At 73.5% G+C, this 22,230-nt stretch carries 23 protein-coding genes and 2 pseudogenes; 16 read left to right on the top strand and 9 right to left on the bottom strand.

Translation table 11 applies throughout. The annotated features are described in order from the left end of the window. Window positions 1-4 precede the first annotated feature (4 nt). A complete protein-coding gene (locus tag ACF1A1_RS25750) occupies window positions 5-1,132 on the bottom strand; it encodes an 8-amino-7-oxononanoate synthase (RefSeq protein WP_392003090.1) in 1,128 nt (375 codons plus the stop codon). Between the two features lie 148 nt (window positions 1,133-1,280). On the opposite strand from ACF1A1_RS25750, the gene bioB reads away from it, so the two are divergent. From bioB to bioD, 3 genes are read left to right on the top strand one after another with little or no spacing between them, the layout of a single operon-like run. Then, complete coding sequence (bioB, locus tag ACF1A1_RS25745) at window positions 1,281-2,474, top strand: biotin synthase BioB (RefSeq protein WP_392003088.1); 1,194 nt, start codon at window positions 1,281-1,283, stop codon at window positions 2,472-2,474. After that, window positions 2,467-3,747 carry an adenosylmethionine--8-amino-7-oxononanoate transaminase gene (locus tag ACF1A1_RS25740; RefSeq protein WP_392003087.1) on the top strand — a complete coding sequence of 427 codons (1,281 nt, stop codon included), beginning with the start codon at window positions 2,467-2,469 and terminating at the stop codon, window positions 3,745-3,747. The genes bioB and ACF1A1_RS25740 overlap by 8 nt, the downstream gene beginning before the upstream one ends. 2 nt (window positions 3,748-3,749) lie before the next feature. Beyond that, entirely contained in the window at window positions 3,750-4,469 is a 720-nt protein-coding gene (bioD, locus tag ACF1A1_RS25735; RefSeq protein WP_392003354.1) for a dethiobiotin synthase, read from the top strand. Here bioD and ACF1A1_RS25730 read toward each other — a convergent pair. Further along, complete coding sequence (locus tag ACF1A1_RS25730; RefSeq protein WP_392003086.1) at window positions 4,466-6,676, bottom strand: LuxR C-terminal-related transcriptional regulator; 2,211 nt, start codon at window positions 6,674-6,676, stop codon at window positions 4,466-4,468. The genes bioD and ACF1A1_RS25730 overlap by 4 nt on opposite strands. A 114-nt stretch (window positions 6,677-6,790) precedes the next feature. On the opposite strand from ACF1A1_RS25730, the gene ACF1A1_RS25725 reads away from it, so the two are divergent. Both ACF1A1_RS25725 and ACF1A1_RS25720 read left to right on the top strand, forming a co-directional pair. Next, window positions 6,791-7,477 carry an esterase/lipase family protein gene (locus tag ACF1A1_RS25725; protein WP_392003084.1) on the top strand — a complete coding sequence of 229 codons (687 nt, stop codon included), beginning with the start codon at window positions 6,791-6,793 and terminating at the stop codon, window positions 7,475-7,477. A 68-nt stretch (window positions 7,478-7,545) separates the two neighbouring features. Further along, window positions 7,546-8,253 carry a class I SAM-dependent methyltransferase gene (locus tag ACF1A1_RS25720; protein WP_392003083.1) on the top strand — a complete coding sequence of 236 codons (708 nt, stop codon included), beginning with the start codon at window positions 7,546-7,548 and terminating at the stop codon, window positions 8,251-8,253. A gap of 35 nt (window positions 8,254-8,288) precedes the next feature. Here the strand turns inward: ACF1A1_RS25720 and ACF1A1_RS25715 are convergent, their stop codons facing one another. Both ACF1A1_RS25715 and ACF1A1_RS25710 read right to left on the bottom strand, forming a co-directional pair. Beyond that, on the bottom strand, window positions 8,289-8,663 hold the full coding sequence (locus tag ACF1A1_RS25715; RefSeq protein WP_392003081.1) for a fic family toxin-antitoxin system, toxin component: 375 nt from the start codon (window positions 8,661-8,663) through the stop codon (window positions 8,289-8,291). 4 nt (window positions 8,664-8,667) lie between these two features. Then, window positions 8,668-8,910, bottom strand: coding sequence for a toxin-antitoxin system HicB family antitoxin (locus ACF1A1_RS25710; RefSeq protein WP_392003080.1), 243 nt, complete (start codon window positions 8,908-8,910; stop codon window positions 8,668-8,670). 138 nt (window positions 8,911-9,048) lie between these two features. On the opposite strand from ACF1A1_RS25710, the gene ACF1A1_RS25705 reads away from it, so the two are divergent. From ACF1A1_RS25705 to ACF1A1_RS25695, 3 genes and pseudogenes are all read left to right on the top strand, one after another. Beyond that, window positions 9,049-9,855: an ABC transporter ATP-binding protein gene (locus tag ACF1A1_RS25705; RefSeq protein ID WP_392003079.1), complete on the top strand. Its 807-nt coding sequence runs from the start codon at window positions 9,049-9,051 to the stop codon at window positions 9,853-9,855. 3 nt (window positions 9,856-9,858) lie between these two features. Continuing rightward, a complete protein-coding gene (locus ACF1A1_RS25700) occupies window positions 9,859-12,426 on the top strand; it encodes an ABC transporter permease (protein WP_392003078.1) in 2,568 nt (855 codons plus the stop codon). A 154-nt stretch (window positions 12,427-12,580) separates the two neighbouring features. Next, window positions 12,581-12,754: pseudogene (locus tag ACF1A1_RS25695) on the top strand (TerD family protein); the annotation flags it as partial. Between the two features lie 222 nt (window positions 12,755-12,976). Here ACF1A1_RS25695 and ACF1A1_RS25690 read toward each other — a convergent pair. From ACF1A1_RS25690 to ACF1A1_RS25675, 4 genes and pseudogenes are all read right to left on the bottom strand, one after another. After that, on the bottom strand, window positions 12,977-13,432 hold the full coding sequence (locus ACF1A1_RS25690; protein ID WP_392003077.1) for a DUF6069 family protein: 456 nt from the start codon (window positions 13,430-13,432) through the stop codon (window positions 12,977-12,979). 45 nt (window positions 13,433-13,477) lie between these two features. Further along, entirely contained in the window at window positions 13,478-13,723 is a 246-nt protein-coding gene (locus ACF1A1_RS25685; protein WP_392003075.1) for a hypothetical protein, read from the bottom strand. 5 nt (window positions 13,724-13,728) lie between these two features. Further along, on the bottom strand, window positions 13,729-14,742 hold the full coding sequence (locus tag ACF1A1_RS25680; RefSeq protein WP_392003073.1) for an RNA polymerase subunit sigma-70: 1,014 nt from the start codon (window positions 14,740-14,742) through the stop codon (window positions 13,729-13,731). Window positions 14,743-14,822: 80 nt separating this feature from the next. Next, window positions 14,823-15,073 (bottom strand): annotated as a pseudogene (locus tag ACF1A1_RS25675) (transposase family protein); the annotation flags it as partial. Between the two features lie 156 nt (window positions 15,074-15,229). Between ACF1A1_RS25675 and ACF1A1_RS25670 the strand changes: the two are divergent. From ACF1A1_RS25670 to mug, 8 genes are all read left to right on the top strand, one after another. Then, entirely contained in the window at window positions 15,230-15,649 is a 420-nt protein-coding gene (locus ACF1A1_RS25670) for a GNAT family N-acetyltransferase (RefSeq protein ID WP_392003072.1), read from the top strand. Then, a complete protein-coding gene (locus ACF1A1_RS25665; protein ID WP_392003071.1) occupies window positions 15,589-15,909 on the top strand; it encodes a GNAT family N-acetyltransferase in 321 nt (106 codons plus the stop codon). The genes ACF1A1_RS25670 and ACF1A1_RS25665 overlap by 61 nt, the downstream gene beginning before the upstream one ends. A 178-nt stretch (window positions 15,910-16,087) precedes the next feature. Further along, on the top strand, window positions 16,088-17,419 hold the full coding sequence (locus tag ACF1A1_RS25660) for a hemolysin family protein (RefSeq protein ID WP_392003069.1): 1,332 nt from the start codon (window positions 16,088-16,090) through the stop codon (window positions 17,417-17,419). Further along, window positions 17,416-18,429, top strand: coding sequence for a hemolysin family protein (locus ACF1A1_RS25655; RefSeq protein ID WP_392003068.1), 1,014 nt, complete (start codon window positions 17,416-17,418; stop codon window positions 18,427-18,429). The genes ACF1A1_RS25660 and ACF1A1_RS25655 overlap by 4 nt, the downstream gene beginning before the upstream one ends. A gap of 66 nt (window positions 18,430-18,495) precedes the next feature. Further along, the gene (locus ACF1A1_RS25650; RefSeq protein WP_392003067.1) at window positions 18,496-19,281 is read left to right on the top strand and encodes an SGNH/GDSL hydrolase family protein; all 786 of its coding nucleotides are present in this window, start codon (window positions 18,496-18,498) and stop codon (window positions 19,279-19,281) included. 48 nt (window positions 19,282-19,329) lie between these two features. Further along, window positions 19,330-19,671 carry a DUF4326 domain-containing protein gene (locus ACF1A1_RS25645; RefSeq protein ID WP_392003065.1) on the top strand — a complete coding sequence of 114 codons (342 nt, stop codon included), beginning with the start codon at window positions 19,330-19,332 and terminating at the stop codon, window positions 19,669-19,671. A gap of 73 nt (window positions 19,672-19,744) precedes the next feature. Beyond that, window positions 19,745-21,187 carry an adenylosuccinate lyase gene (gene purB / locus ACF1A1_RS25640; protein WP_392003063.1) on the top strand — a complete coding sequence of 481 codons (1,443 nt, stop codon included), beginning with the start codon at window positions 19,745-19,747 and terminating at the stop codon, window positions 21,185-21,187. Continuing rightward, on the top strand, window positions 21,184-21,759 hold the full coding sequence (mug, locus tag ACF1A1_RS25635) for a G/U mismatch-specific DNA glycosylase (RefSeq protein ID WP_392003353.1): 576 nt from the start codon (window positions 21,184-21,186) through the stop codon (window positions 21,757-21,759). Before purB ends, mug begins: the two co-directional genes overlap by 4 nt. Here mug and ACF1A1_RS25630 read toward each other — a convergent pair. Then, window positions 21,737-22,180 (bottom strand): hypothetical protein, encoded by a 444-nt coding sequence (locus ACF1A1_RS25630; RefSeq protein WP_392003061.1) that lies wholly within the window; start codon window positions 22,178-22,180, stop codon window positions 21,737-21,739. The two genes, mug and ACF1A1_RS25630, sit on opposite strands and share 23 nt — an antisense overlap. Between the last annotated feature and the right edge of the window lie 50 nt (window positions 22,181-22,230).

The following is a 22,230-nucleotide window of genomic DNA, read 5'->3' as shown; positions in this document are numbered from 1 at the left end:
CGACTCATGGTCGTGCCCCGTCGATCACCAGTACAGCGCGTTCGATCTGAGCCTCGGAGAGGTCCGCGCGGGCGGTCAGCCTCAGGCGTGAGATGCCGTCGGGTACGGAAGGAGGACGGAAGCAGCCCACGGCCAGGCCTGCCGCCCGGCAGTCCGCCGCCCAGCGCACGGCCTGTTCCGGGGACGGCGCACGCACGGAGACGACCGCGGCGTCCGGACGTACCGCTTCCAGACCCGCGGCCGTCAGCCGCGCGTGCAGGTCGCCCGCCACCGCACGCGCGCGTGCCGCACGCTGCGGCTCACGGCGCAGCAGCCTCAGGGCCGCCAGGGCCGCGCCCGCCGCCGCCGGGGCGAGGCCCGTGTCGAAGATGAACGTCCGGGCCGCGTTGACCAGATGGTCGATCACGCGCGCGGGACCGAGCACGGCTCCGCCCTGGCCGCCGAGCGACTTGGACAGCGTCACCGTGACGACGACGTCGTCGGCGCCGGCCAGCCCCGCCGCGTGCGGGGCGCCGCGCCCGCCGTCGCCGAGGACGCCGAGCCCGTGGGCGTCGTCCACGACCAGCCCGGCGCCGTGCTCCCGGCACGCCCCGGCGAGGGCGGCCAGCGGCGCCGCGTCGCCGTCGACCGAGAAGACCGTGTCGGAGACCGCCACCGCCGGGCCGTCGTGCGTGCCGAGCGCCTTGCCCACCGCGTCCGGGTCGGCGTGCGCGACGACCTGGGTGGTACCGCGGGCCAGCCGGCAGCCGTCGATGAGCGAGGCGTGGTTGCCCGCGTCGGAGACGATCAGGGAGCCGTGCGGGGCCAGGGCGGTGACCGCGGCGAGGTTGGCGGCGTAGCCGGAGGAGAAGACCAGGGCCGCCTCGAACCCGCAGAAGTCGGCGAGTTCCCGCTCCAGTTCGGTGTGCAGCGCGGTGGTGCCGGTGACGAGCCGGGAACCGGTCGCACCCCCGCCCCAGGTCCGGGCGGCCCGCGCCGCGCCCTCGATGACCTCGGGGTGGCGGGCCAGGCCCAGGTAGTCGTTGCTCGCGAGGTCGAGGAGCGGCGAGTCGGCCGGGCGGGGCCGCAGGGTCCGTACGAGTCCGGCGCGGCGGCGCAGCTCCGCCTGCTCGTCGATCCAGCCGAACGCCATGGGTCCTCCGGGGCTTTTGTAGGTAGCGGACAGACACTAGCGGGACGACCGGCCACCCATGGTGTGGCAATACCCACACGTCGAACCGGGTGTGTTGTGCGATCCCTACCTTGGCCCGGAGCGGGTCCGTAGGACAGGATCGGCTCTCATGGACCTGCTGAACACGCTGGTGGACAAGGGGCTTCGGCGCGAGCTGCCGACCCGCGAGGAAGCGCTGGCCGTCCTCGCGACGTCCGACGACGACCTGCTCGATGTGGTGGCCGCGGCCGGGAAGGTGCGCCGCCACTGGTTCGGGCGACGGGTGAAGCTCAACTACCTCGTCAACCTCAAGTCGGGGCTGTGCCCCGAGGACTGCTCCTACTGCTCCCAGCGGCTGGGCTCCACGGCCGGGATCCTCAAGTACACCTGGCTCAAGCCCGACGAGGCCTCCCAGGCGGCGGCCGCGGGGCTGGCCGGCGGCGCGAAGCGGGTGTGCCTGGTGGCGAGCGGGCGCGGCCCGACCGACCGGGACGTGGACCGGGTCTCCGAGACCATCAAGACGATCAAGGAGCAGAACGAGGGTGTCGAGGTGTGCGCCTGCCTCGGTCTGCTCTCCGACGGCCAGGCGGAGCGGCTGCGCGAGGCGGGCGCCGACGCCTACAACCACAACCTGAACACGTCCGAGGGGACGTACGCGGACATCACGACCACGCACACGTACGCCGACCGGGTGGACACGGTCCAGAAGGCGCACGCGGCGGGGTTGTCCGCCTGCTCGGGTCTGATCGCGGGCATGGGCGAGAGCGACGAGGATCTGGTCGACGTGGTCTTCGCGCTGCGCGCGCTGGACCCCGACTCGGTTCCGGTCAACTTCCTGATCCCGTTCGAGGGCACCCCGCTGGCCAAGGAGTGGAACCTCACTCCGCAGCGGTGCCTGCGGATCCTGGCGATGGCGCGGTTCGTGTGCCCGGACGTGGAGGTGCGCATCGCGGGCGGACGTGAGGTCCATCTGCGCACGATGCAGCCGCTCGCGCTGCACCTGGCCAACTCGATCTTCCTCGGTGACTACCTCACCAGCGAGGGCCAGGCGGGCAAGGCCGACCTGGAGATGATCGCGGACGCCGGTTTCGAGGTGGAGGGCGCGGACCGGGTGACGCTGCCGGAGCACCGGACCGCCGCCGGCGCGGGATGCGGGTCCCACGAGAGCGCGGGATGCGGGTCCCACGAGAGCGCGGGATGCGGGTCGCACGAGGGGGGCGGTGTCTGTGGTTCCGCCGCGGTCGCGCCCACCGGCGAGCCGCGTACGGACCTGGTCGCCGTACGCCGCCGGGGTGCCGGGACGGATCTCGCGCCCAATGCCTGAGCTGGGCGTGTCCGAACTGCTGGACCTCGACCGGCGGCACGTGTGGCACCCGTACGGTCCGATGCCCGGCCGGGTCGAGCCGCTCGTCGTGGAGTCGGCGAGCGGGGTGCGGCTGCGGCCGGCGGACGGTTCGGGTGAGCTGGTCGACGGCATGTCGTCCTGGTGGTCGGCGATCCACGGCTACAACCACCCGGTGCTGAACGAGGCCGCGCGCGAGCAGCTCGGACGGATGAGCCACGTCATGTTCGGCGGGCTCACCCACGAGCCCGCCGTACGGCTGGCGAAGCTCCTCGTCGACATGTCGCCCGACGGTCTGGAGCACGTGTTCCTCGCCGACTCGGGCTCGGTGTCGGTCGAGGTCGCGGTCAAGATGTGCCTCCAGTACTGGCGCTCGCTGGGCCGTCCCGGCAAGCGGCGGCTGCTGACCTGGCGCGGCGGCTACCACGGCGACACCTGGCAGCCGATGTCGGTGTGCGACCCCGAGGGCGGGATGCACGACCTGTGGACCGGGGTCCTGCCCCGCCAGGTCTTCGTGGACCCGCCCCCCGCCGACTACGAGGAGGCGTACGCGGAGCGGCTGCGCGCCGCGATCGAACAGCACGCCGACGAGCTGGCGGCGGTGATCGTCGAGCCGGTGGTGCAGGGCGCGGGCGGGATGCGGTTCCACTCGCCGGCGTATCTGCGGGTGCTGCGCGAGGCGTGCGACGCGCACGACGTGCTGCTGGTGTTCGACGAGATCGCGACCGGGTTCGGCCGCACGGGCGCGCTGTTCGCGGCCGGGCACGCGGCGGTGACGCCGGACGTGATGTGCGTCGGCAAGGCGCTGACCGGCGGCTACCTGACGATGGCGGCGACCCTGTGCACGTCGCGGGTGGCCGACGGAATCTCGCGGGGCGAGGTCCCGGTCCTCGCGCACGGGCCGACCTTCATGGGCAACCCGCTGGCGGCGGCCGTCGCCTGCGCCTCGATCGAGCTCCTGCTCGGGCAGGACTGGCTCACGGAGGTCAAACGGATCGAGGCGGGACTGCGGGAGGGGCTGGCTCCCGCCCGTGAGGTGCCGGGCGTTCGGGACGTGCGGGTGCTCGGCGCCATCGGGGTCGTCCAGCTGGACCACGCGGTGGACATGAAGGCCGCCACGGACGCCGCCGTGCGGGAGGGCGTGTGGCTGCGGCCGTTCCGCGACCTCGTCTACACGATGCCGCCGTACGTCACCGGCGACGCGGACGTGGCACGGATCGCGCGCGCGGTGTGCGCGGCGGCGCGGGAGGGATGAGCATGCCGATCCTGGTGATCACGGGGACGGGAACGGAGGTCGGCAAGACCGTCACGACCGCGGCGCTCGCCGCGTCGGCGCTCGGGGCCGGCCGCTCGGTGGCCGTGCTGAAGGCCGCCCAGACCGGCGTACGGCCGGACGAGCGCGGGGACGCCGACGAGGTCGCGCGGCTTGCGGGTGCGGTCACGACGGCCGAAATCGCCCGCTATCCCGACCCGTTGGCCCCGGCCACCGCGGCCCGGCGGGCCGGTCGGGAACCGGTGCGCCCGCGTGAGGTCGCCGAGGCCGCCGTCAAGCTGGCCGCCGAGCACGACCTGGTCCTCGTCGAGGGCGCGGGCGGGCTGCTCGTCCGCTTCGACGAGGCGGGCGGGACGCTGGCCGACGCGGCGGAGCTGCTGCGGGCGCCGGTGCTGGTGGTCGCCTCGGCGGGCCTGGGCACGCTGAACACCACCGAACTGACCGCCCGTGAACTGCGCTCACGCGGCGTGGAGTTGCTCGGGGTGGTGATCGGCAGCTGGCCCGGCTCCCCCGATCTGGCGATGCGGTGCAACGTCACCGACCTGCCGGACGTCGCCGGCGCCCCGCTGCTGGGGGCGCTGCCCGACGGCGCCGGGTCGCTCGCTCCGGCCGACTTCCGTGCCCAGGCGCCGGGTTGGCTGGCGCCGCGGCTGGACGGGACGTGGGAGGCGGGGGCGTTTCGCGCGAGGGCGGTGCCGGCCTAACCGCCGTCCCCCTCCCCGAGCAGCCGCACCAGTTCGATGCGGGAGCGGATGCCCAGGCGGCTGAAGACGCCTCGCAGGTGGTGGTCGATGGTGCGCGGGCTGAGGGCGAGGCGGGCGGCGATCTCGCGGTTGGTGGCGCCCTCGGCCGCCATGCGGGCGACGCGCAGTTGCTGGGCGGTCAGGTGGGCCGTCGGGCTCTCGGGGGCGCGCGGCGAGGCGGCGGGGGCGCCGAGGGCGCGCAGTTCCGCACGGGCGCGGTCGGCATGGTGCGGGGCGCCGAAGGCCTCGAACGCCTCCAGCGCGCCGTGCAGTCGCTCGCGGGCCTCGGTGCGGTGGCGCAGTCGGCGCAGGGCGCCACCGAACAGCAGTTCCGTGTGGGCGCGTTCGAAGGCGCGGGTGCCCTGGGCGTGCAGGTCGAGCGCGGTGCGGTAGTGGTCGACGGCGTCGGCGCCCGGGGTGAGCAGGGCCCGGCAGCGGGCGCTGAGGGCCAGGTCGTCGGGGCTGCCGACGGCGCGGGCCCAGCGGTCGTAGTCGGCGTGGGCGGCGCGCGCGACCCGGGTGTCGTCCGTGCGGACGGCGGCCTCGACGTAGTGCGGGGTGGCCAGGTGGCGGATGGCCCGGTGGCCGTGGCCGGGGCCGAAGCCGGCGAGGGCGCGCAGCCGGGCCGCGGCGGCGTCGTGGCGGCCGTGACCGAGGTCGAGGAGGGCGAGCGCCCACTGCGCGAGTGCGGCGGGCAGGCCCAGCCCGTGGGCGAGGGCGTGGGAGCGGGCGGCGGCGGCCCGCTCGCGGCACAGGGCGGCGTCGCCGGTGAGCGCCGCGAACATCGCGAGGGCGGCCTGCAGATGGCAGGCGCCGTTGTCCTGCCCGGTGGCGTACGCCTGGCGCAGGGCGTCCAGGGCGGCGGCCTCGGCCGCCCGGGTGCGGCCGGTCCAGAAGTCGGCGTAGGCGCGGAACTCCATGGCCTGGGACACGACGGGGGTGACGCCCCGGGTGCGGGCGGCGGTGGCCGCCCGGACGGTGGCGGTGGCGGCACGGGTGTGGTCGCCGAGCATCAGGGCGGCGACGGCCGCGTGGACGAGGAGGGTGGGGTCGCCGCCCGGCCCGCACCGGCCGGCGGTCGCCTCCAGCAGGTCCCGCGCGTCCTCGTACCGCCCGTCGACGGCCGCCGCGAGCCCGCCGAGCACGCCCGGCGGCGCGATGCCGAGCCGGCCGGCGACGCGGACGGCCTCGCGGCAGCGGCGCAGGTCGCCCGTGTAGACGGCGGCCTCGGCGGCCCGGGCGAGGAGGTGGCGGGCGTTCTCCTCGGTCGTTCCGGCGGGTCCGCTCCGCGCGGCCGCCGCCCGTACGGCCCCCTCCAGCAGCGCGTCGAACGCCTCCCCCGCGTGCCCCGCCCGCAGGGCGAGGACGCCGTCGGGGGCCTCGGTGGGGGTGCGGGCGGCGAGGAGGCGGGCGCGGTTTCCGTCGCCGGAGTTCCAGGCGTCGGTGGTGGCCTGGGCGAGGAGCCGGGACTGTGCGCGGGGGTCCGGGGTGAGGGCCGCGGCGCGTTCGGCGAGGGCGGCGGCAAGGGCCGGGTCCCCGGCGTCCCGGGCCTGTGCGGCGGCCGCCGTCAGCTCCGCCGCGAGCCGGCCGCTGGGGCCGAGGGCACCCGCTCCCCGGTGCCAGGACCGCCGGGGTGCCTCGCCCGTGTCGTGCATGACGCGGGCGAGCAGCCGGTGGACGTCGCGCCGGTCGGCCGGGCCGGCGCTCTCGTAGGCGGCGATCCGGGTCCAGGGGTCGACGAAGCCGACGCCGCCGGCGGTGGCGTGGGCCAGGCCGGCGGCCTCGGCGGCCTCCAGGGGGCGGGTGTCGAGGCGGGCGGCGGCGACGGCCCGCAGGAAGGCGTGGGTGGCGACCGGGTACTGGTCGGCGGCGGCGAGCAGGAGCAGCAGCCGCGTGTCGTCCGGCAGTGCCCGTACGGCGCGGCGGCGGGCGGCGAGCAACGCGGGGGCCAGGTGGGCGGGTTCGGCGGGCAGTGGGTCGAGTCCGGCCGCCTGGCGTTCGGTCAGCCGTGCCGCGAGTTCGGCCGCCGCGCGCGGATCGCCGTACACCAGGCGCAGCACCCGTATCCGGACGGGTTCGGGGAGCGCGGGGGCGGGGCGCGGCCATGGGTTCGGCGGCGGCGGTGGCGAAGTGCGGCCAAGGGGTGGGGGGTTCACCGGAGTCACCACACAAGTGACGTTACCGATGGGTTACTTGAACCGTAAAGACCGGCGATTTCACCGATGCGGCGCGCGTAGACCCCACCGGACACTCCTGGGACCCCACCCGTTTCAGGAGGCATCATGCAGCGCCACAAGCGTCGCATCGCCGCGGCCCTCCCGGCCGTGGTCGCACCGCTCCTTCTGGCACTCTCCCTCTCCGCTCCCCCGGCCCACGCGGCGACCCACGACCCGGTCGTCTTCGTCCACGGCCTCAGCAGTTCGTCGAGCAGCTGGACCGACTGGGTCGCGAACTTCCGGGCCGACGGCTACACCGCCACCGAGCTGGACGCGTGGTCGTACAGCTGGTCCCAGTCGAACGTCACCACCGCCCGGCAGCTGGCCACCGAGATCCAGAACGTGCTCGCGCGCACCGGCGCCGGCAAGGTGGACCTCGTCGTGCACTCCATGGGCGCGCTCAGCTCCCGTTACTACCTCAAGAACCTCGGCGGGACGGCGTACGTGGACGACTTCGTCTCGGTCGCCGGCACCAACCACGGCACGTCGGTCGCCTCGTTGTGCGGGTGGCTGTACGCCTCGTGCACCGAGATGCGGCCGGGCAGCGCGTTCCTCACCGCGCTCAACTCCGGTGACGAGACGCCGGGCGGCGTCGCGTACGCGAGTTACTGGTCGAACTGCGACGAGGCGATCAACCCGGACTCCTCGGCGCTGCTGAGCGGGGCCACGAACGTCGGTGTCGGCTGTGTCTCGCACACCGACATGAACAACGACCGCGGGATCTACGAGCAGGTGCGCGACTTCGTCCGGTGACGACCGGGGGTGCGACGGGCCCGCGCGGGGGAGAATCCCGGTAGGCCCGTCCTGCCCGGGAGGTCGCCATGCCGCTGCGTCGTGTCCGTCGGATCAGTCCGACCGGTTCCGGCAAGGTGCGCGGTGATTGCGTGCACCATCCGTTGTTCGCCCGTTGCTACGCCCGGCTCAGTGTGGCCGCGGAGACCCGTGCGGGGATGGCCGGGCTGCGCGGCCGGCTGCTGGCCGGGCTCTCCGGCCGGGTCGTCGAGATCGGCGCGGGCAACGGCCTGAACTTCGCGCACTACCCGGGGACGGTCTCGGAGGTGGTCGCCATCGAGCCGGAGCGGGTGATGCGCGGGCTGGCGCGGGATGCGGCGCTGCGTGCCGAGGTGCCCGTCGACGTCGTCCCGGGTGCGGCGGAGGCGCTGCCGGTCAAGAGCGAGGCCTTCGACGCGGCGGTGTGCTCGCTGGTGCTGTGCAGTGTGCGGGACGTGCCGCGGGCCCTCGCCGAGCTGCGGCGGGTGCTGCGGCCCGGGGGCGAACTGCGGTTCCTGGAGCACGGCGTGGGCGGCGGGCCGGCGATGGCCTTCACCCAGCGGGCGCTGGACCGGACGGTGTGGCCGCACCTCGCCGGGGGCTGCCACCTCTCCCGCGACCCGGTCGGGGCGCTGCGCGACGCCGGGTTCGAACTCGGTCCCTACCGGCGGCTGGTGCTGCCGGAGAGGGGACCGAGGCTGCCGGTGTCCTACTGGGTGCTGGGGACGGCCTGGCAGCCGGCCGACGACGAGCCCTGAGCCTCACTCCGCCGCGCTGGTCCGGCCCACCGGCCTCACCGGCTCCACTGGCGCAGTTCCTCCGCGATGTCGTGGACCGACGCCTCGCCGCTCTTGACGAGGCGGGCCAGGTCGCGGACCTGCTCCGGTGAGGTGACGACCTTCGCCCCGCTGGCCACGAGGTAGGCGTAGGCGACGGAGCAGGCGAAGAGGGCGTTCGAGCGTTCCAGCGCGGGAACGTGCAGGAGGAGCTGGAGCAGCGAGGCGGCCCGGGCGTGCGGGCTGTCGTAGACGGGGACGTCGAAGATCTCGGCTTGATGGCGCGCCACGGCGGCCACCAGGGCTCCCCAGTCGGTGACCTGGGGGTCTCCCGGTGTCTTCTGTTCGGCGAGCATCAGGAGCCAGGCGAGGTCGATGCTGAGGTTGTTCAAGGGCTCAGCGGCGACCTTCGCGGGTGCCGCCCTCGCGGGCCGTGCCGAACTCCTCGGCGAAGACGGTCTCGTACTGCTTCATGAAGTCGGCGGCGGCCTCCACGAAGGTGTGGCCCGCCTCCCCGGTGTCCTGTCTGACCAGCTCTTCGATGTAGCGGTTGACGCTCATGCCGCGCGCGGTGGCGCGCTCGCGGGCGGCGCGGGCCGTGCCCTCGTCGACGCGTACGTTCAGCTGGGTCTTCGCCATACCTCGACGCTAGCGCCGGGCCGCTAGCAGCGGCAAGGGCGGCCTCGTGTCGAAAAGGGATACCGGGTGTGCGCCCGGTCACACTACCCTCGGCCGGACAGGTACGTCCGGCACGCCCACGCGAGCGAGGGAGACACCTTGTCCACACCTGCTGCGCAGCACGCCCCGGGCCTGGCCCCGGCCGACGACGTGGCGGCCCGCGCCCGTGGGCTGACCAAGGCGTACGGCTCGGGTGAGACCTCCGTGCTCGCCCTGGACTCGGTGGACGTGGACATCCTGCGGCGACGCTTCACCGCGGTCATGGGGCCCTCGGGCTCCGGGAAGTCCACGCTGATGCACTGCCTGGCGGGGCTCGACACCGTCTCGGCCGGACAGGTGTGGCTCGGCGACACCGAGATCACGGGGCTGAAGGACCGGGAGCTGACCCGGCTGCGCCGCGACCGGATCGGGTTCATGTTCCAGTCGTTCAACCTCATCCCGACGCTGAACGCGGCCGAGAACATCACCCTGCCGATGGACATCGCGGGCCGGCGGCCCGACCCGAAGTGGCTGGACCAGGTGATCGACACGCTCGGGCTGCGGGACCGTCTCAAGCACCGGCCGTCGCAGCTCTCCGGTGGCCAGCAGCAGCGTGTGGCCTGCGCCCGGGCGCTCGCCTCCCGCCCGGAGCTGATCTTCGCCGACGAGCCGACCGGCAACCTGGACTCGCGAGCAGGCCTGGAGGTCCTCGCCTTCCTGCGGGAGGCCGTGGACAGCCTGGGCCAGACCGTCGTCATGGTCACCCACGACCCGGGCGCCGCCGCCCACTCCGACCTGGTGCTCTTCCTCGCGGACGGGCGGATCGTGGACGAGATGGAGCGGCCGACGGCGGAGGCGGTACTGGAACGCATGAAGCGTTTCGACGTGATCCGCGCCCAGGCCGGCGGCGCCGCGGACGAGGGCTGAGCCGTGCTGAAGGCGACACTGCGGAGCTTCCTCGCGCACAAGGGCCGGCTGCTGCTGTCGGCCCTGGCGGTGGTGCTGTCGGTGGCGTTCGTCGCGGGCAGCCTGATCTTCTCCGACACGGTGACACGCACCTTCGACCGCCTCTTCGCGTCCACGTCGGCCGACGTGACGGTCGAACCGGAGGACGATCTGAACGCCTCGGTGCCCACCGGCGCGGTCCGGACCGTACCGGCCGCCCTCGCCGACCGGGTGGCCCGCGTCGACGGGGTGGCCTCGGCCCACGCCGACGTCGGCGTCGAGAACATCACGGTCGTCGACGCCGAGAACGAGTCCGTCGGGCCGACCACCGGCGCGCCCACCATCGCCGCCGACTGGTACGTCACCGACCGCAGCCCCGTGGAGCTGACCTCCGGCCACGCCCCGAGCGGTGCCGGTGAGGCCCTGCTCGACGCCGACACCGCCGGCAAGAAGGACGTGGAGATCGGCGACTCGCTGACGGTGCTGGCCCAGCCGGGTTCGTTCAAGGTCAGGATCGTCGGCATCGCCACCTTCAAGACCACCAACCCGGGCGCGGCGCTGGTCTTCCTCGACCCCGGGGTCGCCGCGACGCGGCTGCTGGGCTCGGCGGAGCGGGCCACGAGCATCTCCGTCGACGCGGCGGAGGGGGTCACCGACGCGGAACTCGAGCGCCGCGTCGCCGCCGCGATCGGCTCCGGCCCCTACGAGGTGAGGACGGCCGACGAGCAGGCGAAGTCGGCGGCGGAGAATCTGGGCGGTTTCCTCGACGTCATCAAGTACGTGATGCTCGGCTTCGCCGGGATCGCCGTGCTGGTGGGCGTGTTCCTGATCGTCAACACCTTCTCGATGCTGATCGCCCAGCGCACCCGGGAGCTGGGGCTGCTGCGCGCCCTCGGCGCGGACCGCCGCCAGGTACGGCGCTCGGTGCTCACCGAGGCGGTGCTGCTGGGCCTGGTCGGCTCGACGCTGGGCCTCGCCGCCGGCATCGGCCTGGCGGCCGGACTGATCCGGCTGATGAGCGCGTTCGGCATGAACCTGAAGACCACGGAGATGGTCGTCGGCTGGGCTACCCCGGTGTCGGCGTACGTGGTCGGCGTCGGCGTCACCTTCGTGGCCGCCTACCTTCCGGCCCGGCGCGCGGCGACCGTGTCGCCCATGGCGGCCCTGGCGGACGCGGACATCGCCGGGGTGGGACGGCCGCTGAAGGTGCGCGCGGTGGTCGGGGCGGTCGTCGGCGCCCTCGGAGCCGCCGCGCTCGCCGGCTGCGTGACGGCGTCGCGGACGGCGTCCGCGGCCTCCCTGCTGGGCCTGGGCGTCGTCCTCACGCTCGTCGCCACCGTCATCGCGGGGCCGTTGCTGGTGCGTCCGGTGATCCGGGTGCTCGGCGCGGCCTTCCCCGCGCTGTTCGGCTCGATCGGCCGGATGAGCCAGCGCAACGCCCTGCGCAACCCGCGCCGCACCGGCGCCACCGCCGCCGCGCTCATGGTGGGTCTCGCCCTGGTGGGCGGCATGTCGGTGGCGAGCGCCTCGATGTCCGAGTCCTTCGACCGGCAGATCGACGAGACCCTCGGTGCCGACTTCGTCATCCAGAACACCAACTTCACCCCCTTCTCCCAGGAGGTCACCGACCGGGTCCACGCCACCGGCGGCGTGGGGGTCGTCGTACGGCAGCGGTTCGCGCCGGTCGCCGTACGGCTGCCGGACGGTGAGCGGGTCGAGACGACGGCCGCCGGGTACGACGAGCGGATCGACGAGGTCGCGCAGGTGACGTACGCGCGGGGCGACGCGGCGGCCGCGCTGGCCGACGGCGCGATCGGCATGGACGTGGACTTCGCCGAGGACCACGGCGTGCGCGTCGGCAGCGTGCTCCCCGTCGAGTTCCCCGGCGACCGGACCGTCTCGCTGAGAGTCGGCGCGCTCACCGACCAGGACGCCGCCGAGGGCTTCGGCATGCGGGGCGGCCTGTTCCTCGGCATCGCGGCCGTCGAGGAGTACGTGCCCGGCGGCCAGGACTCGGTGCTGTACGTCAACGCCGACCGCGGCACGGACGCCGACGAGCTGCGGCCCCGGCTGGAGCGGGCGCTCGAGCCGTATCCGCAGGTGCAGGTGCGCGACCAGGCCGACTACAAGGAGCTGGTCCACGACCAGATCGCCGTGCTGCTGTACCTGGTGTACGCGCTGCTGGGGCTGGCGATCGTCATCGCGGTGCTCGGCGTGGTCAACACCCTGGCCCTGTCCGTGGTGGAGCGGACCCGGGAGATCGGGCTGCTGCGGGCGATCGGGCTGGCACGGCGGCAGCTGCGCCGGATGATCCGGCTGGAGTCGGTGGTGATCGCGGTGTTCGGCGCCGTCCTGGGGCTCGCGCTGGGCCTGGTGTGGGGCGTGTGCACCCAGCAGGTGCTGGCCCTGCAGGGCATGAAGGCGCTGGCGATCCCGTGGGGCACGATCGTCGCCGTCGTCGTCGGCTCCGCGGTGATCGGCGTCGTGGCGGCCCTCCTGCCGGCGCTGCGCGCCTCCCGCATGAACGTGCTGGCGGCCATCGCGCACGAATGACGCAACCGCGGCTCAGCTCGGACCGCTGTGCGGTGAGGAGAGTTCCATGTCACGCCCGTTCCGCTTCGGAGCCGGTCGGATCGACCCGGCGCCCGCCGAGGAGTGGCACGCCGAGTGCCGCAGGGACGAGGGACTCGGCTACGACGCGCTGCTCAGCGGGGCACCTCTCGCCCGGGCCGCCCTGGACGCCGCCACCACCGAACGCACCATGTCGCTCGCGGAGATCTACCGCAGGGGGCCGGTCCGGCGGCTGCGCGCCGTCGGTCAGGGCTACGGCCGCGGCCTCGGCGCCCTCGCCCGCGGATACGGGGCCGACATCGCCGGCTGAACAACGGTTCCGGGGGAGGTCTGCGCGCCCTCTGGCTCAGGCCCGGCGACGCGGTGCAGCCCGCCGCCGCTGTCTCCGCCTCGACCGCAGCCGGCCTTGGACCGACGTGATCACAGCGGCGATCAACCGGCTCGAACCCGGAATGGAGGGTGGCAGCACCGGGGGCCACGGCAGTGCGCTCGCGCACGCCCTTGCGCCGCGCGTTGTCCCGCTGCGGGATCGTCAATCGGTCCGGGTGCGCAGGCTCCGCGCCAGGGTGGGGATCATCACCGCAGCGGGGACGAGGTGCAGCCCGAGGAGGGCGGTGGTGGTGGCGGTGTTCGCCCCGGAGAGGAGGGGCGGGACCAACGAGATCGCGGTCAGCGACACTGTCGTCCACACGAATCGCCCGGCGGGGCGGGCGCTCCACCGAAGAAGAGCGACGGCAATGACGATGCCCACGACCGAGAAGAAGCCGGTCACCACGGCGAACCCGGACAACGGGATCGTCTCGCCACCATCGGGGACCTCGAAGTCGACGCCCACGGCCTGGGCGAGCGCCGCGGCGAGGGTGGTGGCCGTCATCGCCGCGAGGGTGGCGATGAAGCCGGTGCCGACGAGCCCGCGGAGTCGGTGGGTGTGACTGGTCCGGCCCGATGCCGGGCCTGCGACGACCCCGGGGTCATGCATGCCGTTCATGTCGTTCCTCCACCATTCGGTTACGGGCGTACGGGGTGTTGACGGTCATGTGACGGTCCTGGCCCCGGGCGGGACGATGCGCACCCCCGCCGTGCGACGGCCGGGGTTCCACAGGGCGCGGACGCCGGTGCCGCGGAGCCAGAACCCGGCGTCGCGTCCGAGGACCGGCCCCAGCCCGCCGTCGTGCGGCTCCAGCTGCACCCGCCCGCGGGTGACGACGGCGAACGCGTCGCACCACTGCGCCGCGACCACCGCGACACGCGCGCCACCGAGCAGCGCGAGCGTCCACACCGGGACTACTCCGAGCCGTCCGCCGGCAGGTGCTCCGGCAGCCCGAGCCGCGGGAACCGGTCGTGGTGGAAGGTGATGATCTCGGTGATCGCCCCGCCGGTGACGCGCAGGACGTCGATCGTCAGCGGCAGGTACGCGCCCTCCCGCTTCCGCCATTGGTAGAAGGCGACGGCGGGCTGCCGGTTCACGGAGGTGGGGACGGCGCGCAGGCCCCGCATGCCTTCGAAGCCGCTCTCGGCCCAGTCGTTCACCACCGCGTCGCGGCCGACGTACAGGCCCGGCGTGGGCGGCATCGAGCAGCGGACGTCGTCCCGCAGCAGTGCGGCGATCCTGGGGATGTCCGTGGCCACGCTGGCGTCGGTGAAGCGGCGCACCAGCTCGCGCGTCCCGGCGTCCTGTTCGCCGCCGGTCCAGTCCTGCCGCTCGGCGGGCAGGTGCTCCCGCATGCCGGCGCGGGCCCGCTGCAGCGCGCTGTTCACGGAGTTGACGGAGTCCCCGAGAGCCTCCGCGACGTCCTTCGCCGGCCAGCCGAGCACGTCCCGCAGGATCAGCACGGCCCGCGGGCGCGGCGCGAGGTGCTGGACCGCGACCAGGTACGCCAGCTCGATCGTCTCCCGCGCGACGGCGACGGTCTCCGGCTCGTCCGCTTCGCCCGCGGGCAGCTCGTCGAGCAGCCGGTCCGGGTAGGGCTGAAGCCACGGCACCTCGCCGCCGGTCGCGGGCTCCGGGCGGCACTTGGCGAGCAGGTCCAGGCAGGCGTTGGTGGCGATCCGGTACAGCCAGGCCCGGAACGTCGACCGCCCCTCGAAGGTCTCCCGCCGCCGCCAGGCACGCAGGAACGTCTCCTGCACGGTGTCCTCGGCGTCCTCGAACGACCCGAGCATCCGGTAGCAGTGCACGTGCAGCTCCCGCCGGTGCCGCTCCGCCAGTCCCGAGAACGCCGGCTCGTCGACCTCGGCCAGCCTGCTCGCGCCCGGACCGCTCCCGCCCGGCTCCTCCAGCCGCGTGTCCGCACTCATCACGTCATCCTTCCGCCTCGTCGTGTCCCGTCGTAGGTGTGACGGGTGCGGGCGCGAGAACTCATCACTCGGGTCGCGTCGGCGTCGGGCAACGCGGCGACGATGCCGTGGGTCCGCCCAGCAGTCAGGTCGTGTGCCGGACCGGGAAGTGCCGCCGACGCCGGACGAGGCGTCCGGCCGCATCCGCGATCACCTGCGCGTTCATCCCGTGCCGTCGGTGTTTTCCCGGGCAGTACGGCTTCCGATCGTGCGCGCGGTCGATCGGGATCAGCGTGCCGCCGAGGATGACGTCGGCCGGCGGCTGGATCCTGGTCATCGCCTGGTGCAGGTCTCGCCTGGTCCGACCGCTCCCGCTGCCCGTGCCCCCGCACGCAGCGAAACAGCTCGACCTCGGCCACCCGGGCGGTCGGCGCCGCCCGAGTAGTCGCACGACGCATGCCACGGAAACCGCTCGCCAGACGGACCGGCGCTCTGCTTGGCTCCCCCCATGAGCGATCTCCACATCCGCTGCGCCACCCTCTCCGACATCGATGCCGTGCTGCAGTTCTGGCGCGACGCCGCGGAAGGAACGAGCATCAGCGACGACCACGACGGAGTGGCCCGACTCATCACACGAGACCCCGAAGCCCTGCTCCTCGCAGAGCGCGACGGCCTCCTCACCGGAACCGTCATAGCCGGCTTCGACGGATGGCGATGCTCCGCCTACCGACTGGCCGTACACCCCGACCACCGCCGCCAAGGCATCGCCACCGCCCTGCTGGAAGCAGCCGAACAACGCTTCGCCGCCCTCGGCGGACGACGCGTCGACGCCATGGTCCTGGAAGCCAACGAACAGGCCCACCACGCATGGGCCGCCACTGGCTACCATCGCGAGGACCACTGGCGACGCTGGGTCAAACCGCTGTAGGCGATGTTTGTGAGCGGCCACGATTCGACGGGTGGCGCTGCCATCCGTACCGGCTCGCCGTGCGTCCGGAGCAGCGCCGCCGCCAGGGGATCGGTTCGGCGCTGCCGGCCGCCGCGGAGGAGAGGTTCGTCCGGCTGGGCGGGCGGCGGGGGGACGCGATGGTGCTGACACACAACGAGACGGCGCACCATGTGTGGCGCGCGGCGGGGTACTCGCCGAACGAGCGTCGGCGGCGCTGGGTGAAGCCGTTCACCGGCTGAGCCCCGCCGACCGCACCACCCGCTTTGCTGACCCTTTACCCTAGGAGGACCGTACCGACAGTACGGTCCTCCTACCGGTCCATGAAAGGTGTGAGAGTCCGCCCATGGGCGAGCCTCCCAGTACGCGACATCGCGCGATCCTCCCTGCCCTGTCCGACCATGGGACGGAGGTGACACGATGACGGAAGTCCTCCTGCTGCTGGTGGCGATCCTGCTGTCACTCGCGTGCGGCGCCTTCGTCGCGGCCGAGTTCTCGCTGACGACCGTGGAGCGCGGTGAACTGGAGCGGGCCGCGGAGCGCGGCGAGACCGGCGCGGCCGGCGCCCTCAAGGCCGTCCGCAACCTCACCTTCCAGCTCTCCGGCGCCCAGCTCGGCATCACCGTCACCAACCTGGTGGTGGGCATGCTCGCCGAGCCCTCGATCGCCAAGCTGATCTCCGGTCCGCTGGAGTCGATCGGCCTGTCGCGCACCGCGGCGAGTTCGGTCGCGCTGGTGCTCGGCACGGCCCTGTCGACCGTGTTCCTGATGGTGGTCGGCGAGCTGGTGCCGAAGAACTGGGCGATCTCCGCCCCCCTGGCCGTGGCGAAGCGGGTGGGCAACGCGCAGCGCTGGTTCAGCGCCGCCTTCCGCCCCTTCATCACCCACCTGAACAACACCGCGAACCGTGTCGTGCGCCGGCTCGGCCTGGAGCCCGCCGAGGAGCTGGCCTCCGCCCGCAGCCCCCAGGAACTGGCGGCGCTGGCCCGGCACTCCGCCAAGCAGGGCGCCCTCGAGGCGGACACCGCCGAGCTGTTCGTGCGCACGCTGAACCTGGCCGACCTGACCGCGGAGAACGTGATGACCCCGCGCGTCCAGGTCGTCGCCCTGGAAGCCCAGGCGACCTGCGAGGACGTGGCGAACGCGACCCGGGCGACCGGCCTGTCCCGCTTCCCCGTCTACCGGGGCAACCTGGACACGGTGGTCGGCACCGCCCACATCAAGGACGTCCTGGCGGTCCCCGCACACCGCCGCACGCGCGTGTCCGTCGCCGAGATCATGCGCGAACCGCTGCTGGTGCCCGAGTCCCTGACCGTGGACCGCCTCCTGGACCGGCTGTCCGGGAAGCGGACGATGGCCGTGGTCATCGACGAGTACGGCGGCACGGCGGGCGTGGCGACCCTCGAGGACATCGTCGAGGAGGTCGTCGGCGAGGTCCGCGACGAGCACGACCCGCACGAGACACCCGACCTCGCCCCCGCGGGCACGGACGACGACGGCCGCGTCCTGTACTCGGCCGACGGCGCCGCCCGTACCGACCAGCTCGCACGCGTGGGCCTGCACTCGCCCGACGGCCCGTACGAGACGCTCGCCGGCCTGATCGCCACCGAGCTGGGCCGCATCCCTGCCGTCGGTGACACCATCGAGGTCGCCGGCTGGCGCATGCGCGTGGTCGACGCGTCCGGCCGCAGGGCCGCGCGCGTGCTGCTGCACGCCCCGCCGGCCCCGTTGGAACAGGAGGTCGGCACGTGACCGCCGTCCAGTTGCTGATCGGCTTCGCGACCCTGGTCGTCAACGCCTTCTTCGTCGGCGCGGAGTTCGCGCTGATCTCGGTACGCCGCTCCCAGATCGAGCCGTACGCCGAGCGGGGCGACCGGCGGGCCAGGAGTGTGCTGTGGGGTCTGGAGCACGTGTCGGCGCTGATGGCGGCCGCGCAGCTCGGCATCACGCTGTGCACCCTGATCCTCGGTGTGGTCGCGGAACCGGCGATCGCGCACCTGCTGGAGCCGGCGTTCCACACGATCGGCGTGCCCGAGGGCGCGGGCCACGCGGTGTCGTTCGTGATCGCGCTGACCCTGGCGACGTATCTGCACATGCTGCTGGGCGAGATGGTGCCGAAGAACATCGCGCTCGCGGAGCCGGTGCGCAGCGCCCTGCTGCTCGGACCGCCGCTGGTGGCGCTCTCCCGGGCGCTGCGCCCGGTGATCTTCGCGATCAACGCCTTCGCGAACGGTCTGCTGAGGCTGCTGCGGATCCCGACCAAGAACGAGGTCACGGCCACCTTCTCGGACTCGGAGCTGGCGCAGATCGTCAAGGACGCCGGTGAGGCGGGCCTCCTCGACGACCGTGCCCAGGAGCGGCTGCACGACGCGTTGGAGCTGGGCCGCCGCCCGGTGCGGGACGTCGTCCTGCCGCTGGAACGTGTCGTCTACGCGCGCGTGGGCGTCACGCCCGACGAGTTGGAGCGGCTCGCGGGCGAGTCCGGGTTCTCCCGGTTCCCCGTGGTCGACGAGGGACGCCGGATCGTGGGCTACCTGCATGTGAAGGACGCGCTGGACGCCTCCCCGCGGGACGTGCCGTTCCGGCTGCGGGACCTGCGGCCCATCGCGCGCGTGCGGGAGACGACGCCCCTGGACGACGTCCTCACGGCCATGCGCGGCAGCCGTACGCACCTGGCGGCCGTGCTCGGGGCCGACGGGCGGCTGGCGGGGCTGGTGACCATGGAGGACGTGCTGCGGGAGCTGTTCGGGCAGCGGGCCTGACCCGAGGCGGGGGCAGGGAGGTCGACCGACCGGCGGGTATGTGAACGGGTTACCATCGCTGACGCCATGCAGACGAACACCACACCCCCGTACTCCAGCCTGGTCGCGGTCGGCGACTCCTTCACCGAGGGCATGTCGGACCTGATGCCCGACGGCACCTACCGGGGCTGGGCGGACCTCCTGGCGGGCCGGATGGCCGCCCACACGCCCGGCTTCCGGTACGCCAACCTCGCGGTGCGGGGCAAGCTGATCGCGCAGATCGTCGAGGAACAGGTGGACGTGGCGGCCGCGATGGGCGCCGATGTGATCACCCTGGTCGGCGGACTCAACGACACGCTGCGCCCCAAGTGCGACATGGGGCGCGTGCGGGGCCTGCTGACCGAGGCCGTGGAGCGGCTCGCCCCGTCCTGCAAGCAGCTGGTGCTGATGCGCAGTCCCGGCCGCCGGGGCCCGGTCCTGGAGCGGTTCCGGCCGCGCATGGAGGAGCTGTTCGCCTGCGTCGACGACCTCGCCGCCCGGCACGGCGCCCTGGTCGTCGACCTGTACGGCGCCCCGTCCCTGGGCGACCCGCGGCTGTGGGACGTGGACCGGCTGCACCTGACGGCCGAGGGCCACCGCCGGGTCGCCGAGGCGGTCTGGCAGGGCCTCGGCTACGACCCCGAGGACACCGAGTGGCACACACCGATGCCGGCGACGCCGCCGCCCGGCTGGCTCACCCGGCGCGTGGCGGACGCCCGGTTCGCCCGGCAGCACCTGCTGCCGTGGATCGCACGACGGCTGACCGGCCGCTCGTCCGGCGACGGCCTGCCCCCCAAGCGGCCCGAGCTGCTGCGGTACGAGAACCTGGAGTAGGCGCTCTCGAGCAGGCGCTCTACGCAGGTGTTACGGAGCGGGTGCGCGATGACCACGCGGGTGATCAGCCTCCGGGGCCGGATCCACGAGTTCGGTCCCCGGCTGCGGGACGCCCCCGAGGACGTCGTGTACGTCGGCCGCCGGTGGACCCTGGGAGGCTGGGACCTCCCGGGGCACCCGCTCTCCAACCCCTTCGCCCCCGACACCCCGGCGAAGAAGCGGGACGGCACCCGCGCCGAGGTGATGGCGAGGTACCGGGCCCGTCTGCTGGAGCGGCCGGAACTGCTGGAGCTGGTGCCCGGGCTGCGGGGGAAGACCCTGGCCTGCTGGTGCGCGCCCGAGCTGTGCCACGCGGACGTCCTGGCCGAGCTCGCCGAAGCCGGGCCGTGACGCAGGTCTCGTACGTTCCGCCGAACGGGGTCATGGCGCTGGCCTGCACGAACCGCCAGTAGAATCCGTACACGTGACTTCCGCTCCCGCCAAGCCCCGCATCCCGAACGTCCTCGCCGGACGCTACGCCTCCGCCGAGCTCGCCACGCTCTGGTCGCCCGAGCAGAAGGTGAAGCTGGAGCGTCAGCTCTGGCTCGCCGTGCTGCGGGCGCAGAAGGACCTCGGGATCGAGGTGCCGGACGCGGCGATCGCCGACTACGAGCGTGTCCTCGACCAGGTCGACCTGGCCTCGATCGCCGAGCGCGAAAAGGTCACGCGGCACGACGTGAAGGCCCGGATCGAGGAGTTCAACGACCTCGCCGGGCACGAGCACGTGCACAAGGGCATGACCTCCCGCGACCTCACGGAGAACGTCGAGCAGCTCCAGATCCGCCTCTCCCTGGAGCTGATGCGCGACCGCACGGTGGCCGTCCTGGCCCGGCTGGGCAAGCTGGCCGCCGAGTACGCCGAGCTGGTCATGGCCGGCCGTTCGCACAACGTGGCCGCCCAGGCCACCACCCTCGGCAAGCGTTTCGCGACCGCGGCCGACGAGCTGCTCGTGGCGTACGGCCGGGTCGAGGAGCTGCTCGACCGCTACCCGCTGCGGGGCATCAAGGGCCCGGTCGGCACCGCGCAGGACATGCTCGACCTGCTCGGCGGGGACGCCGCGAAGCTGGCCGACCTGGAGCAGCGGATCGCCGACCACCTCGGCTTCTCCCAGGCGTTCACCTCGGTCGGCCAGGTCTACCCGCGCTCGCTGGACTACGAGGTCGTCACCGCGCTGGTGCAGGTGGCGGCGGCGCCGTCGTCGCTGGCGAAGACGATCCGGCTGATGGCCGGGCACGAGCTGGTCACCGAGGGGTTCAAGCCGGGTCAGGTCGGCTCCTCGGCGATGCCGCACAAGATGAACACCCGCTCCTGCGAGCGCGTCAACGGTCTGATGGTCGTCCTGCGCGGCTACGCGTCGATGACCGGCGAGCTGGCGGGCGACCAGTGGAACGAGGGCGACGTGTCCTGCTCGGTGGTGCGCCGGGTCGCCCTCCCCGACGCGTTCTTCGCCCTGGACGGCCTGCTGGAGACGTTCCTGACGGTGCTCGACGAGTTCGGCGCCTTCCCCGCGGTCGTCTCGCGTGAGCTGGACCGCTACCTGCCGTTCCTCGCCACCACCAAGGTGCTGATGGGCGCGGTGCGCGCGGGCGTCGGCCGCGAGGTCGCGCACGAGGCGATCAAGGAGAACGCCGTCGCCTCAGCGCTGGCGATGCGCGAGCAGGGCGCCGAGCGCAACGAGCTGCTGGACAAGCTCGCCGCCGACGAGCGCATCCCCCTGGACCGGGCGCGGCTCGACGCGCTGATGGCCGACAAGCTGTCCTTCACCGGCGCCGCCGCCGACCAGGTGGCCATCGTCGTCGGCCGGATCGAGGAGATCGTGAAGCAGCGCCCGGAGGCCGCGGGCTACACCCCGGGAGCGATCCTCTGACCCGCTTCACCCAGGCGCAACTGGAGGCCGCCCGCGACCGTCTCGTCCCGGACGTGGTCGCGGGCGGTCTGCGTGTGCTGTTCTGCGGCATCAACCCGGGGTTGATGACGGCGGCGACCGGCCACCACTTCGCCCGCCCGGGCAACCGCTTCTGGCCGGTCCTGCACCTGTCCGGTTTCACACCGAGGCTGATGAAGCCGGCGGAGCAGCGGGAGCTGCTGGCGTACGGGCTCGGCATCACGAACGTGGTCGCGCGGGCGACCGCCCGGGCCGACGAACTGACGGCGCGGGAGTACCGCGAGGGCGGGCGCCTGCTGGCCGAGAAGGTGGTCCGGCTGAAGCCGCGCTGGCTGGCGGTGGTGGGCGTCACCGCCTACCGGGCCGCCTTCGACGACCGCACCGCGCGGGTGGGTCCGCAGGAGCGGGTCATCGGGGACACGCGCGTGTGGGTGCTGCCCAATCCCAGTGGGCTGAACGCCCATTGGACGGCGGCGACCATGGCGGAGGAGTACGCGCGGCTGCGGGTCGCGGCGGAGATGCCGCCGCCCGCTACGGCGGATCCGTCTCGGTGACGACGGCGAGGAGCTGGAACGGCAGCTCCGCGCCCCACTGGGAGACTCCGAGGGCTATCCAGCGTGCGCTGTCCGGTGACTGCCACAGGTGGACGTCGGGCACGTGCGCGCTGAGGGAGGCCCAGGGCTCGGGTATGTCCTCGCCGTCCATGGAGCGCTCCAGCGCGCTCGCCAGGCTGATGTGGTGCGGTGGGCCCCAGCGGTCGGTCAGCCGCTCCGTCAGTCCGTCCCGGTCGGCCTCGTACTGCTCCTCCGTCCTCTCCCGCTCCGTCCCGTCGTCCTCCCAGAAGTCGCCGCTGGTCTGTAACTCGGCGACGAGATAGCCGGGTCCTCCCGTGCCCACGTCGGTCCTGCCGTGCTCTGCGGGGAAGTCCCGGGCGCACAGCAGGTCGATGGTGGCGAGACAGCGCGCGATGTCCATGCGATCCAGTAAAGCGGCCGCCACTGACAATCAGTGAGGCCACGGCCACG

It is taken from the genome of Streptomyces sp. NPDC014995 (assembly GCF_043080745.1).
Classification (GTDB): Bacteria; Actinomycetota; Actinomycetes; order Streptomycetales; family Streptomycetaceae; genus Streptomyces.
This window is presented reverse-complemented; position numbering and strand designations above follow the sequence as displayed.

Coding starts and splice junctions, on each gene's coding strand:
- ACF1A1_RS25740 (WP_392003087.1), top strand. CDS start 2,467: ATGCCTGAGCTGGGCGTGTCCGAACTGCTGGACCTCGACCGGCGGCAC.
- ACF1A1_RS25710 (WP_392003080.1), bottom strand. CDS start 8,910: ATGGCGAAGACCCAGCTGAACGTACGCGTCGACGAGGGCACGGCCCGC.
- ACF1A1_RS25630 (WP_392003061.1), bottom strand. CDS start 22,180: ATGGACATCGCGCGCTGTCTCGCCACCATCGACCTGCTGTGCGCCCGG.
- ACF1A1_RS25670 (WP_392003072.1), top strand. CDS start 15,230: ATGAGCGATCTCCACATCCGCTGCGCCACCCTCTCCGACATCGATGCC.
- ACF1A1_RS25650 (WP_392003067.1), top strand. CDS start 18,496: ATGCAGACGAACACCACACCCCCGTACTCCAGCCTGGTCGCGGTCGGC.
- ACF1A1_RS25660 (WP_392003069.1), top strand. CDS start 16,088: ATGACGGAAGTCCTCCTGCTGCTGGTGGCGATCCTGCTGTCACTCGCG.
- ACF1A1_RS25690 (WP_392003077.1), bottom strand. CDS start 13,432: ATGAACGGCATGCATGACCCCGGGGTCGTCGCAGGCCCGGCATCGGGC.
- ACF1A1_RS25720 (WP_392003083.1), top strand. CDS start 7,546: ATGCCGCTGCGTCGTGTCCGTCGGATCAGTCCGACCGGTTCCGGCAAG.
- ACF1A1_RS25665 (WP_392003071.1), top strand. CDS start 15,589: ATGGGCCGCCACTGGCTACCATCGCGAGGACCACTGGCGACGCTGGGT.
- bioB (WP_392003088.1), top strand. CDS start 1,281: ATGGACCTGCTGAACACGCTGGTGGACAAGGGGCTTCGGCGCGAGCTG.
- ACF1A1_RS25725 (WP_392003084.1), top strand. CDS start 6,791: ATGCAGCGCCACAAGCGTCGCATCGCCGCGGCCCTCCCGGCCGTGGTC.
- bioD (WP_392003354.1), top strand. CDS start 3,750: ATGCCGATCCTGGTGATCACGGGGACGGGAACGGAGGTCGGCAAGACC.
- ACF1A1_RS25645 (WP_392003065.1), top strand. CDS start 19,330: ATGACCACGCGGGTGATCAGCCTCCGGGGCCGGATCCACGAGTTCGGT.
- ACF1A1_RS25680 (WP_392003073.1), bottom strand. CDS start 14,742: ATGAGTGCGGACACGCGGCTGGAGGAGCCGGGCGGGAGCGGTCCGGGC.
- ACF1A1_RS25750 (WP_392003090.1), bottom strand. CDS start 1,132: ATGGCGTTCGGCTGGATCGACGAGCAGGCGGAGCTGCGCCGCCGCGCC.